Source organism: Flavobacterium rhamnosi (genome assembly GCF_048286515.1).
Taxonomy (GTDB): Bacteria; Bacteroidota; Bacteroidia; order Flavobacteriales; family Flavobacteriaceae; genus Flavobacterium.
On sequence record NZ_JBLVPS010000042.1, the window covers coordinates 1 to 12,564 of the forward strand.

Annotated in this window: 12 protein-coding genes and 1 riboswitch; of the genes, 2 read left to right on the plus strand and 10 right to left on the minus strand. The window is 34.3% G+C overall.

The window, feature by feature from the left end; genetic code table 11:
- Positions 1-963 precede the first annotated feature (963 nt).
- From ACNQGN_RS18605 to ACNQGN_RS18630, 6 genes are all read right to left on the minus strand, one after another.
- Entirely contained in the window at positions 964-1,416 is a 453-nt protein-coding gene (locus ACNQGN_RS18605) for an RES family NAD+ phosphorylase (RefSeq protein WP_417989325.1), read from the minus strand.
- 3 nt (positions 1,417-1,419) lie between these two features.
- Positions 1,420-1,851, minus strand: coding sequence for an antitoxin Xre/MbcA/ParS toxin-binding domain-containing protein (locus ACNQGN_RS18610; RefSeq protein WP_417989326.1), 432 nt, complete (start codon positions 1,849-1,851; stop codon positions 1,420-1,422).
- A gap of 778 nt (positions 1,852-2,629) precedes the next feature.
- Positions 2,630-3,163, minus strand: coding sequence for a DUF4252 domain-containing protein (locus tag ACNQGN_RS18615; RefSeq protein WP_417989327.1), 534 nt, complete (start codon positions 3,161-3,163; stop codon positions 2,630-2,632).
- On the minus strand, positions 3,164-3,691 hold the full coding sequence (locus tag ACNQGN_RS18620; RefSeq protein WP_417989328.1) for a DUF4252 domain-containing protein: 528 nt from the start codon (positions 3,689-3,691) through the stop codon (positions 3,164-3,166). It lies immediately after the preceding gene.
- Between the two features lie 14 nt (positions 3,692-3,705).
- Positions 3,706-4,155, minus strand: coding sequence for a hypothetical protein (locus ACNQGN_RS18625; protein ID WP_417989329.1), 450 nt, complete (start codon positions 4,153-4,155; stop codon positions 3,706-3,708).
- Positions 4,142-4,651 carry an RNA polymerase sigma factor gene (locus ACNQGN_RS18630; protein ID WP_417989330.1) on the minus strand — a complete coding sequence of 170 codons (510 nt, stop codon included), beginning with the start codon at positions 4,649-4,651 and terminating at the stop codon, positions 4,142-4,144. Before ACNQGN_RS18630 ends, ACNQGN_RS18625 begins: the two co-directional genes overlap by 14 nt.
- A gap of 127 nt (positions 4,652-4,778) precedes the next feature.
- Here ACNQGN_RS18630 and ACNQGN_RS18635 point away from each other — a divergent pair, with 127 nt between their 5' ends.
- Both ACNQGN_RS18635 and ACNQGN_RS18640 read left to right on the plus strand, forming a co-directional pair.
- Positions 4,779-6,224, plus strand: coding sequence for a S41 family peptidase (locus ACNQGN_RS18635; RefSeq protein WP_417989331.1), 1,446 nt, complete (start codon positions 4,779-4,781; stop codon positions 6,222-6,224).
- Positions 6,225-6,296: 72 nt separating this feature from the next.
- A complete protein-coding gene (locus ACNQGN_RS18640; protein WP_417989332.1) occupies positions 6,297-6,908 on the plus strand; it encodes an N-acetylmuramoyl-L-alanine amidase family protein in 612 nt (203 codons plus the stop codon).
- Positions 6,909-7,048: 140 nt separating this feature from the next.
- On the opposite strand, the gene ACNQGN_RS18645 is transcribed toward ACNQGN_RS18640, so the two are convergent.
- From ACNQGN_RS18645 to cobT, 4 genes are all read right to left on the minus strand, one after another.
- A complete protein-coding gene (locus ACNQGN_RS18645; protein ID WP_417989333.1) occupies positions 7,049-8,959 on the minus strand; it encodes a TonB-dependent receptor plug domain-containing protein in 1,911 nt (636 codons plus the stop codon).
- A 76-nt stretch (positions 8,960-9,035) separates the two neighbouring features.
- Positions 9,036-9,294: riboswitch (cobalamin riboswitch) on the minus strand.
- Positions 9,295-9,333: 39 nt separating this feature from the next.
- A complete protein-coding gene (gene cobC / locus ACNQGN_RS18650) occupies positions 9,334-9,870 on the minus strand; it encodes an alpha-ribazole phosphatase (protein WP_417989334.1) in 537 nt (178 codons plus the stop codon).
- On the minus strand, positions 9,855-10,652 hold the full coding sequence (locus ACNQGN_RS18655) for an adenosylcobinamide-GDP ribazoletransferase (RefSeq protein WP_417989335.1): 798 nt from the start codon (positions 10,650-10,652) through the stop codon (positions 9,855-9,857). Before ACNQGN_RS18655 ends, cobC begins: the two co-directional genes overlap by 16 nt.
- Before the next feature lie 45 nt (positions 10,653-10,697).
- Positions 10,698-12,380 (minus strand): nicotinate-nucleotide--dimethylbenzimidazole phosphoribosyltransferase, encoded by a 1,683-nt coding sequence (gene cobT / locus ACNQGN_RS18660; protein ID WP_417989336.1) that lies wholly within the window; start codon positions 12,378-12,380, stop codon positions 10,698-10,700.
- Positions 12,381-12,564: the final 184 nt, after the last annotated feature.

Consider the following 12,564-nt stretch of genomic DNA (forward strand, 5'->3'; position numbering starts at 1 on the left):
ATTCATTCTTGCCAATAATCCTGCACTTATTCTTGCTGATTATCGTGCACTATTCTTGCCAATTATCCTGCACTCTTAATTGCCAAAAATCGTGTACTTTTATTTACCGTTCACAACCTTAAGTAATTAAAATAAACATATAATAAAACCCATTCCAAAAGTTATAGTTTCGATTGATTTTAGAGGTAAAGAACCGCAGGTTGGAGAATTGATAAAATCCATTATTAGTTTGTAGTTCTTTAGAGTACCGAAAGAAACACCTACATTCAAATGGCCAAAAAAACAGGTAAAGAACATTTTTTATTGTACGCCCTTTGATTTTTTTTTGAATATTTTTTTGTCAGTTACATAAAACACATCCTTTATCTGAATATCCATTTTTTTTAGCATAATCTAAACATTCTGCCTTAGATCCGAAACAAGGATTGAAATCCAAACTATCAACTGTCCAACGCCCAGTATTTGCACATTTGCCACAAAATTTAAGGTCAATATCTCCAACGAAAGTATCACTACTACAACTTAATAGAATAATAATGAAAAATACAATTATAATATATTTGTCTCTTTTCATATTTAAAAAATCAAATAAAACCCTTATTTTCAACACATTAAAGATACTGAAAAAAAAATTTTTTATTGTGCATAATAAGAAATAGATTTTTTAATTACAGGTAAAAAGTCATTTTCTTATCCACTGATTTGTTCAAATACTTATTTTTCCGTTTTGCCATTCTCTTAGAAACCTACAAAAGACAATAAATATACTTGTTGAAGCTGGTAACTCCTGATTTGTTTTGACAGATTGCCGAAATACTCTGATATAATTGATCGGATTACAAATAATACAATTGCACTTAAAACACCTCCTAAAATGGAAGCAAAATTATTCAAAGAATTGTTTATTTGATAGTATTTCCTATTGTATTTAGATTTATAACAACTGGGCTAGGTAAAACTTTTTTACAAGAGCCTGCCATCCCAAATATAATCCTCTTGCTCTAGTAAAATAACTTTTGAAGAGAATAAAGGATGAGTCATGTTTATTACATAATTACTCTCCTGTGGAATTAATGCTGATGGCACTTTTAAGACTAAGGTTTCTTTTTCTTGATACCAATTTGATCCTAGTTCTTGAAGAACGCTATAAGCCTCCATTTTTCTCCAATTGTTCGGCAAATTACTTTCCCTCACCTCTTTTATCAATCCTGGTTCCTCTGCAATAGAAATAACCATAAGCTTATATGGTATTGTGATTTCTATTGCTGCCCTATGAACGATAAGTTCAAGTGTTGAGAGCGAACGGCTACAACCGGTATAAATCACATATTCATTTTCCTTATTCCATCTGTTTTCTGTTCCTGATGCAGTCAGTTTTCTTGAATATTTAGCGCTACTTATTCGATATACATTCATAGCCTAAATGTTATCGCCAAATTCCATAGCAGTTAGACGATCGTCAATTATTTTAATTCCGGTGATAGTCCCTAAATAATCTTTAGGAGCTTTGTTATATAAATAAAAATTGGGAGAAATTAACCATTTATCAAAATTCTCACTTGTCTCAAAAACCTCTTCTCCATGTTGATATAATGCAAGCAACAAAACAACATGTTCTTGTGTATTCTCTTTGGACAAAACTCCCTGCTTTCTATAAGTTTGATATGTTTTAGTGCTAATATGCAACCAATCAGAAATTATACTATCATTCAAGGTCGAAACGGATTTCAATGCATTAAAATAGGCAGAACCTATTATGTTTTCCTCTAAAAAATAACGTACGGTTCTGGGATTCCCAATTTCTGGAATTTCAATCTTTATCGCATTTCTTACTCTTACTGAAGTCGCCATGATTTTGTTTTTAACCAAATTTACGTAATTTTACAGAACGCTACAAGTAATTTTACCAATATCATAACATTTCCTTTTCCTTAATTAAAAGCCTATCCACACACATTCTAAAACTTCAGGATCTCAAACTATTAAAATAAAATTATCATTCCGAACTAAAATTCTTTTTCTTTGCAGAGGTACTCAGAGACGGGCGATTAACCAGAAAATTGTATCAATCTAAAATAGCTCAAAACAAAACCGACATAAACGTTTAAGAACATTGGCAAGGAATGTCGTAACCAAATCACCCTTTAATCTGTCGCAGCTTGAACAGGAGTCTAGTGTTAATTTAAAAAATATAGTATAACTAAAATTCCTACCGATAAACACACTGCCATAATGAAAAAAGTACCGATATAAAGAAATATTTTATTGTTTTTATTCCCTACTTTAATCCATCTATTGTTTCGTTCTACTTGTTCAATCCTAATCATTACTGCTGTATTAAATTCCTTAGACATACCGATTAACTGACGCCTATCATTTTTACAAAGAAACAAGGATTGCACTTGTTTCACAATACCTACTTTCAGTGATATTTTGTTCTTTAATCAACATAGGCAATTCTATTGTTTTACAATTAACTAAAACTCAAATTCCCCACTCGCCTAATCAACTTAAAAAATTGGTTTTTAATAAATCATCACAAAAAAAGAATAAACCTTATGTCTTTCTTTTCAAAATAGCGGTAAAAAAAAGCGCCCGACTGGACGCTTTTGCATTTTAATTTCATTAATTATTTCATTAATTGCTGTAATGGCTTGAACTGTTCTAGATCAATATTTGATTTTTGTAATACGCTTATCATGTTCATGATGTTAGTAGGATTCATGTCTTTACCCAAAACACGTACAACAGCAAAACCCGTTTCTTTTTTGTTAGCAAAAAAAACAAGCTCTTCAATCTGTTCATCAGAACCTACATAACTCACCAAAGCTCCTTCTTTCCCAGAACTAAACTTCATTAGCAGTTGATACTTTTTATCCTTCAGAATCAGATTAACTTTAGCACGTTCCTCTTCAAACTGCACCTTGTTTGCATCATTAACTTTAAAAGCCAGAACATTCATCTTATCAAAAGATTCCAAAGCAGTTTTTTGCTCCGATGATAATTTTGTTTTATTCACATTCAATAGCTCCGGAGAGACATCCAATGCCACAAAGTTTTTGTTTTCTGTATTTTCTACAAAGTATTTCTGCAATGTAGGTTCTGAATTACAACTGAACAAAAACAAGCTAAAGAGCAGCGTGATGCTGTAAACAGCTTTCATTTACTTTTTACCTTTTGTAGCATGCTTCAAATCGTCACCACCCGGAATTCTCATTTTGTCGGTAAGAATAGAAATCTCACTCAAATCGAAATCACCTGTTAACGACATTAAGACTGTGTCATCGTTTTTAGCTCCTTCAATAAACATCAACAACTCTCTTATTTGAGAATCTTTCGCCCCTGATTTTACCAGAATTTTGATGTTTTTTCCACTATCATTTACACGCATCAATTCTTCCAGACCAGCTGTCTTTACATACTTATCAGCGGCCACTTTCATTTCTCCTTCTACTCTGGTACTTTTGGTAGTAAACACTTTTAAGTTGTCTAATTTTTTTATCAAATTCAGATATTGCTGCGTCTCTTTATCGGAGGTATCCACTTTTACTTTACTCATCAAGTCAAACATTTTTTTGTTGACAATGATTGAAGTAACACCTTCTTGTCCGTCAAATCTATCGAAGGCCGATTGTGCGAAAAATGGACTTGAAACTAATACTATTACTACTGTTATTATAAACTTCTTCATTTTTTTTATATTTATTATTGTTTAAAAATTAATTCTTTTGATTTTTGATATTCTTGAATGTAATATACACTTTCTATGCCAACGTTTACGTTATCCGATAATAATGCTAATGCTTTTTGGGTTTCTTGAAGAGCGACTTCAGGATTGTCATAGGTTCCTAAATCCTGTTTCTTACTTGCACTTTCATTATTATAAAACACGTACGTTCCAATTCCCAGCAAAACAACGACTGAAGCTGCAATAGACAACCACCCAACATTATGTTTTTTAGATTGTAGTGGAATTTCCTGCTTTAACATTTGTTCTTTTGCGTGAGAGAAGTAACCAAACATAGGTTTGTATTGCTCTAAATGCTGCGCAACATCAATTGAAGAAAAATAATTACGTAATTCATTTTCTTCTGCAATACTGGTTTCTCCCTGAAAGTATTTTTCTAAAAGTATTTCTATTTTATTTAATTCCATAGCTGTGTGTTTTTGTCATGCTTTCCCGTATCGTTTTCCTTGCTCTTGAAAGTGCTACTCGAATAGCGGTTTCATTCATATTCACTATTTCCGCGATTGCTGCAAATTCATATTGCTCTATGTCTCGCATTTGTATTAATAAGCGTTGCTGTTCCGGCAATTGGTTTATTATTTTTTCAACCCAGTTTAAACTGTCGATATCTTCTACTTTTCGATCCAGACTCGGTTGGCTATCCGTAAAATTATTGTGAACGATTTTAATATTATCCGCTCTTTTTGATTTTAATTGATCTAAACAATAATTTTTAGTCATTGTCATTGCAAAAGCTTCTATACTATTAAAGCCGTTTAAACCTTCTTTTTTACTCCATAATTTCACCAGAACTTCCTGAGTTGCATCCTCTGCCTCTTCTGTACTTACTAGCAATCGTTTTGCCAGCCTGAAGACTTTATCTTTGAACGGAGAAATCAGCAGCACAAACTCATTTTGGTTCATAAAGAGTACTTGTTAAAGCGGTTATACAATAAAGACGATTCATGATTCTTTTTGTTACAAAAAAAACAATAAAATAAAAACTAAAGTTAGTATTTTTACGTTTATAAAAGATATTGAATCCCAAAACATGAACAGAACATACCTACTTTGCCTTTTATTCCTTTTATCCGTTTTTACTTTCCAAAGCTGTCAGGACAATGATGATGTCGCGGCACCTGTAAATTTAGACATTCATGACTTTATCTGGAAAGGCTTAAACCAATACTATTTATGGCAAGCTGAAGTCCCGAACTTAGCGGATGATCGATTTGCGAATCAAACAGCCTTAAATGCTTTCCTAAGAGAATACCCTGCTCCCGAAGATTTGTTTGATGCTCTGAGAGTAAATTCTTCAATTGACCGATTCTCTTGGATTGTCGATGATTATCTGGAACTGGAAGGAGCGTTGCAAGGTACCACAAAAAATGATGGTATGGATTTTCAATTAAGCTACAAACCCAATAGTACAACCGAGATATTTGGTTATGTTCGTTATATTATTGCAGATTCGGATGCAGCTACTAAAGACATCAAGCGTGGTGACCTTTTTACTGCTGTAAACGGTACACAACTTACCATAAGCAATTACCAAAGCTTATTGGCCGCCGAAAATTACACATTGAATATGGCGGAACACAATGGGACTACTATCGTCTCTAATGGTAAAACGGTAGCTTTGACAAAAACAGTCTTATCCGAAAATCCAATTTTAATCAACAAAGTGATAGCATCTGGCACCCATAAAATAGGGTATTTAATGTACAATGGATTTTACGCCAATTATGATGCTAAATTGAATGAAGCATTTGGTTCACTTAAAGCCCAAGGGATTACCGACTTGGTTTTAGACTTGCGTTACAATGCTGGTGGTTCTGTTCTTACTGCAACACGATTGGCCAGTATGATAACGGGGCAATTCACCGGAGAGGTATTTGCAAAACAACAATGGAACGCTAAAATCAACTCCTATTTTGAATCGGAAAGTCCAGAATCTTTAAAAAACAACTTCACTGACAAAATTGGAAGCACTACTATTAACAGTTTAAATTTAACCAAAATTTACATTCTGACTACCAAAAGCACTGCATCGGCAAGCGAATTGGTTATTAACGGATTGAAGCCTCATATTAATGTAGTACAAATTGGCGATGTGACCACCGGAAAAAATGTTGGATCGGTTACCCTTTATGACTCCCCTACTTTTGGGACAGAAAACAGAAATCCCAAACACCGATATGCAATGCAGCCTATTGTTTTAAAAATAGTTAATTCGGATGGTTTTGGTGATTACTACAATGGATTGCAACCTGATTATCAGCTGAAAGAAACCTTGAGCACTTTAGGAATTCTTGGTAACACTTCAGAACCATTATTAAGCACGGCAATTGGAAAAATTACAGGAACAGGAAAAATGCTAAAACAAAGTACAGGAAAAGAGTACAATTATTTTAAAGATGCCAAATCTATTAAAGGTCTCCAAAATCAAATGTACATTGAGAAAGCACCTGAGGGACTTTTAAAAGCGTTGAAATAATATAGAAAGCACAATACTAAAAAGCCGTTTTTTAAGTTTACACCTAGTAATCAACCCTTTAAACCATACAATATGAAAAACAGCACTAAAGTATTTTTATTCGTAATTACAATTATTTCTTTTTCATTTGTAGGGCCTACCCCAGAGCCAAAGAAAATAAATGTAGTAATTGACGCAAGTCATGGCGGGCATGATTTTGGAGTAACCTCTAATGCTATTACTGAAAAGCAAATTGTAGCGCAAATCACTAAAAAAATCAAATCCTCAAATAACAATGTTGTGATTCATCTCACTAGAAATGAAGATACGTTTTTATCCCTTGAAGAAAGAACGGATTTCATTAATAAAATTAAACCGGATTTGGTTATATCGCTGCATGTAAATGCAAGCTTAAATAAGGAAACATCCGGCTTAGAATTTTATGTTGCAAAAGAGACAGAATTTTTTATAAAGTCAAATGAAATTGCAGCAAAATTAAATGATAAATTTTCAGAGAATACAAATTTAAAAATGTTAGGTATCAAAAATGGTCCGTTTTATATTCTAAAAAAATCGGATGTACCAGCTGTAATTATTGAACTAGGTTATTTAACCAATGAAAATGACAAAAAATATCTGATCGATGAAAAAGAACAAAACCGAATGGCACAATCCATTTCGGAATTCATTTCAGATATGAACTAAAAACAACAATTAAAAAGGTTTTCAGCGATGAAAGCCTTTTTTCATAAGACCTCTTCAATTCAAAACCATCCTTTTTTATACAAAAAACCCGTCCAAATTATCGAACGGGAGTTAAGACTAAAACTAAATATTTAAAATTTTTAGAATAAGAAATTCAAACCTAATTTAAAATTTCTTCCTCTTGTGCTGTATCCTCTGGTTTCAATAAAGTCGTTATCCAGAATATTATCAGCAGCACCAAAAACATTCAATCTGTTTTTGATTAATTCATAACGAACATTGGCATTCACTATTTGATACTCTTTCAAAACTTCAGAGTTTAAAACAGGATCATAAGTGGGTGCTGGATAAGTCGTATACTCAAAATACCTATCCGACACAAATTGATAGGCCAGGTTAAAAGCAAGACGTGTCGTTGCTTGCACATCCACAGCAGCATTGACTTTATGTTTCGGATTTAAAATACGGGATTGTTTTTCTAATTCCGTAAAGGTATAATTTCCATTAAATTTTACTTTATCAGAAAAAGCATAAGAAATCATTGTTTCAAGACCTTTTGCTTTGTTTTTACCAGCTACATTAAAGTATTTATAAGTCATTAAATCAAAACCGATAGCATCTTGCTCTTCCCTTTGAAAAACAACTGCATTTAAAACCACTTTCTTATTTATTAAACTGACTTCAAAACCAGCTTCTGCTGTCGCATCTTTCTCTGGAGCTAGGTTTAAATCTCCATAAGGAGAGTACAATTGGTACAAACTCGGAGTAATAAATGCGGTACTATAAGAAGCCAACACCTTAAATGTTTCCGAAAAGTTGTACGATGGATTCACATTATAAACGAAATTATTTCCGAATTTACTATGAATAGTGTAACGCGCCCCGGCATTTAAGTTTAATCCAAAATCAGAATTATAAACGGCCGTAACATAAGGATCAATCATATTGAATTTTGCCATTTCAAATGTTATAGCATCATATTGGCTTGCGTTTGACATTTCGTGAAACTGAAATTGCGCTCCTGTAACGACAAACAATTGAGACACAATCTCATATTTATTAAAGGCATCAACATTGACACTTCTTGACTTTGCCTGGAACAAAGATTCATAACTAAAGATATCGCGGTTGATCACGTTTGCACTAGTATTAATTATCAATTCTCCTTTATTGTATTTATATTTTGGAGAAAAACCAATTCTGTATTGCTCGGAAAGGCTAAAATTCTTGAGATCATCTGAAAAAGAACCTCCATCAAAATCACTTTTCATTCTATCAAAATTGGCAAAGAAATCAAATGATAATTTTTCAGTTGGGGTAAAACCAATTTTCACTACAGAATTTAGTCTTGAAAAACTATCGTCTTCAAATTTAGTATTGGAATCTAATGGTTTTGCTTCTGAAATCCCTGTGGTTTCAGTACTATTCAGAGAGGCAAAATAATTAATTTTTTCAAAGCCACCGTTTATAGTAAAGCCCTGGTTGTAGTCCTGTACGCTATAGTCTGCTGTTTTAGCTGCTGTCTGTGTGCCAATATTCATATATGCATTTCCTGCAATAGCTTTTTTGCCTGCTTTTTTTAGGGTAATATTAATTACACCAGTCGCAGCTCCAGAACCATATAAAGTACTTGAAGCTCCTTTCATAATCTCAATACTTTCAATTTGCTCTACTGGAAGCAACCTCAAATCATATGATAAGCTAATCCCGGAAGCATCTGTAACAGGAACTCCATCAATTAAAATTAAAACCTGATGATTTCTTCCTCCTCGAATGTAAAGCCCCAAATCTTTACCAGAACGACTCTGATTTCCATTGATTTCAACGCCTGCCACTGTACTTAAAACGGAAGCTACCGACTGTCCTGCCTTTTTCTTCAAATCTTCGGCTGTAATTTTCACGATAACTTTTCCTGATTTTTCTTTTGGCAATGCAAATTTCGAATCGGAAACCACAACCTCATCAAGTTGTTCCGGCTCTTGTTGTTGCGCATACGTGTTCATTGCAAATAATAATGCAATCGCACCAAAGCGAATGAATTTTTTGTTCATTTTAAAAATGTAAAATTTAATAAATTGGGAGAAAAGCATAGAATGACCCATACCCAAACCTTTTTTCCCGAAAGTTTGATACTCGATGTAATAGGCAGGTCTCCTGGCTTGCGTCTTGTTGTTTACCTTCCCATTCGCAAAAGCAAACAGTGGTTTGTAGATAACAACAAGCTTTATAGCTTACAGTTGCGGGTACAGCTCAGGTTTTTTGATTTAAGATTAGAATTCTTGATTTACAATATAAATCTGAATCTAAAACTTGAAATCTTTTCCTGATTCCCTTTTAATGTCGGTTTGAAAAAACAAAACAACAACCTCAATACGGCGGCAAAGATAAAATTATATTAGGTTAATATCCTATTGTATTGCGAATTTTATAATTCAATTTTAATTACCGCTCCAAAATCAACCTTATTCGCAAAGGCATCTTTAAGAGGCAAATTCGTAATTTTACATAAAAAACTTCGGATCACCCCGGCATGTGCAACAATAATTACGGGCTTTGAAATTCCTGTTTTAAGCTCATTATTTATAAAGTGAACTACTCGCTTATGTAGATCTGTAAATGATTCTCCATTAGAAATACGAACGTTTACAAAATCAGTCATCCAGGGATTTAGTTCTTCGGGTTCAATAACATCCCATTTTTTCATTTCCCAATCTCCAAAATTCATTTCCATCAAGCGAGAATCCTGATATACCTCCGTAATTTCTGAATTGTTCTTTATATAATTTGCCAAAAGAACACAGCGAAGTAAAGGGCTGGAATACAGTCTTGCGTCTTGCGGTAATTGCTTCATGATAGATTGAAAAGAAGTATCGTAGGGCTCCATAATTTTCACATCCGATTGCCCGTAACAGACTCCTTTTTCACAAACCGTTTCGGTATGACGTACTAAATAAACTTCCATAATGCGATAACTGATACATAAAAAACCACTTCACAAACCTGTTGAGTAGCACCTAAACAATCACCCGTATACCCGTCAATCCATTTTTGAAAATAGCGTGCTAAAAAAAATCGTGTCAGAAAAACAGGCAATAAAACCAAAAGTAGCTGCCATTGAAAACAAGACAAAGCAACTATTGGAAGTAATCCAAAAAACAGTGCTCCAACCACCTCTCGCCAAGTAAAATTTTCAGCGATAGGCTTGCTTTTACTTGATATATCTTCCCGAGAATACACATGGGTAAATACAATTGAAATGGCTGCTAATCGACTTATTGAATGCGCAGAAACAAGCAGTAAAAACCAAACAAAATATACATTTAGATTCGTATTTTCTGCATTTTTAAAAAGTATGTCTGTGGACATAACCTTTACTAATAAAAGCAAAACAACGCCAATTGCTCCATAAGCTCCAATGGCGCTGTCTTTCATAATCATCAGGATTTTTTCTTTGGTCCAGCCACCTCCAAAACCATCGCAAACATCAGCAAAACCATCTTCATGAAAAGCTCCGGTAACTAAAATCGAAGCAATAGTAGCGAAAACGACTGCAATTTCAGGAGCAACTAAATAATTAAAAATACCATATACTCCAAAAGCCACGCTTCCTACAATCCAACCAATTAATGGGAAATAACGGGATGCTTTATTTAAATAATCTGGATTGTGATCGATATTCTTAGGACACGGAATCCTAGTATAAAACATTAATGCTGTAAAAAATATGTCGAATTCTTTTTTCATTTTTAGAATTATTTTTTTGATTTTATTGCTTGTGTGGCATCACTGCTATCGACTGCTGACCCCCGAACTTTCAAAACTGGCCATATCATTCAGGAAGGCGACTGCCGACTGAATTATCGGAAAAGCAATGGCACAACCCGTGCCCTCGCCCAAACGTAAATCGAGTTGCATCAAGGAACGAACTCCCAAATAATCTAATATTTTCTGATGTCCTTGCTCGGCAGAAGAATGACAAAAAATAGCATTTCTGGTAATGGATGGATTTTTTTTAAAGGCAATTAAAAAAGCGACGCTACAGATAAAACCATCGACAAGAATAAGCATATTTTCTTCTTTTGCCTGAAGCATTCCGCCCACCATCTGCATGATTTCGAATCCACCAAAATAAGCTAATTTGCTTTCGAAATCATCCGACCCCTGATAATTATCAATGCATTTTTTAAGGATATTAATTTTTTGAATCAACTTTTCATCGTCTACACCAGTGCCTTTTCCTACGCAATCTTGAATTGGCAATTCTAAAATTATACTCATTAAAACCGAAGCTGTAGCCGTGTTGCCAATACCCATTTCACCAAAACCAATACAATTACTTCCTTTTTTTGCAATAGCTGCAACAATTTCGCTTCCTTTTTCAAAACACAATTCAACTTCCGCTTTACGCATTGCAGCACCGTGGAAAAAAGAGTGTGTTCCCTTCCCTATCTTTGCCGAAATCAAATCAGTATTCATAGGAAAATCATAATTCACACCTGCATCAACAATAGCTAATTGGATGTTATTCTGTTTACAAAACACATTAATTGCTGCTCCACCAACCAAAAAGTTACTCACCATTTGCCGGGTTACATCTTGTGGATAAGCACTCACCCCGTGATTTGAAATCCCGTGATCCGCTGCAAAGACAACTATTATGGGCTTAATGATTTTAGGTTCTAAAGTTTGAAACACCACACCTATTTGTTTGGCGAGCACTTCTAAAATCCCTAATGAACCCGTTGGTTTTGTTTTTTGATCTATTTTATATTGCAAGGCATTTGCAAAAGCTGCAGCATCCGCCTCCCCTTCTTTTTTAGTATCAAAAAATACTTTCTCCTCCTTACTTTCATACAAATGGGTAATCTCGGCAACGAATGGAATTTCTTGTTTTTGTTTCCAATTGAGTTGTTGCAACATGGGTTGATTATCATAATTGGTAGCTGGTTTTCCCACACAAAAATACCCCAATGGTTCTATATTTTCAGGCAAACCCAATAATTTCTTGAACTGATAGTAATTCAATATGGAAACCCATCCCATAGAATAGCCCTGCTCGGTTAAGGATAGCCAGATATTTTGCGCCGCACAAACGGAACTAAACTTTACGGCTTCATTACTCCCAACCGTTCCAATGGTAAAATTATTTAAAACCGAACGATCATAACAAATAACCAACCCCAGCGGCGCTTCTTCTATTGCTTCCAGCTTAAGTGCTTTGTATTTCAGTTTTTGCTGTTCGTTATCGGTTTGGGCAGCTGCTTTTCTATCGTAATCTAAAAACAAATCTTTGATGGCTTTCTTCATTTCAGCCGATCTGATAAGATAGTATTTTGTAGCATCTGTCAAACCCACAGAAGGCGCCAAATGTCCCGCTTGCAGTGCTTTTTCGAGAACGGCATCCGGTACTTGATCCTCCGTAAAATGACGTGTGTCGCGACGGGCTTTTAAAATTTCATCTAAATAAGTCATTTTGAAATGATTTTGTTTTTATACTTCTTCCCAAACGATGAAACAATAATTCTCATAGCTAATCTTATTGACAACTCCTCCAGCTTAAGCGAGGAGGATTCTTGGAAAAAGCTTGCCTCAACAGGCTACTTTAGCTTCCATGAGAAATTGCCCTTTCTCCAAAATATTATTTGCGGCGTTTAGA

Coding starts and splice junctions, on each gene's coding strand:
- ACNQGN_RS18635 (WP_417989331.1), top strand. CDS start 4,779: ATGAACAGAACATACCTACTTTGCCTTTTATTCCTTTTATCCGTTTTT.
- ACNQGN_RS18630 (WP_417989330.1), bottom strand. CDS start 4,651: ATGAACCAAAATGAGTTTGTGCTGCTGATTTCTCCGTTCAAAGATAAA.
- ACNQGN_RS18620 (WP_417989328.1), bottom strand. CDS start 3,691: ATGAAGAAGTTTATAATAACAGTAGTAATAGTATTAGTTTCAAGTCCA.
- ACNQGN_RS18615 (WP_417989327.1), bottom strand. CDS start 3,163: ATGAAAGCTGTTTACAGCATCACGCTGCTCTTTAGCTTGTTTTTGTTC.
- ACNQGN_RS18605 (WP_417989325.1), bottom strand. CDS start 1,416: ATGAATGTATATCGAATAAGTAGCGCTAAATATTCAAGAAAACTGACT.
- cobC (WP_417989334.1), bottom strand. CDS start 9,870: ATGGAAGTTTATTTAGTACGTCATACCGAAACGGTTTGTGAAAAAGGA.
- ACNQGN_RS18655 (WP_417989335.1), bottom strand. CDS start 10,652: ATGAAAAAAGAATTCGACATATTTTTTACAGCATTAATGTTTTATACT.
- ACNQGN_RS18640 (WP_417989332.1), top strand. CDS start 6,297: ATGAAAAACAGCACTAAAGTATTTTTATTCGTAATTACAATTATTTCT.
- ACNQGN_RS18645 (WP_417989333.1), bottom strand. CDS start 8,959: ATGAACAAAAAATTCATTCGCTTTGGTGCGATTGCATTATTATTTGCA.
- ACNQGN_RS18625 (WP_417989329.1), bottom strand. CDS start 4,155: ATGGAATTAAATAAAATAGAAATACTTTTAGAAAAATACTTTCAGGGA.
- ACNQGN_RS18610 (WP_417989326.1), bottom strand. CDS start 1,851: ATGGCGACTTCAGTAAGAGTAAGAAATGCGATAAAGATTGAAATTCCA.
- cobT (WP_417989336.1), bottom strand. CDS start 12,380: ATGACTTATTTAGATGAAATTTTAAAAGCCCGTCGCGACACACGTCAT.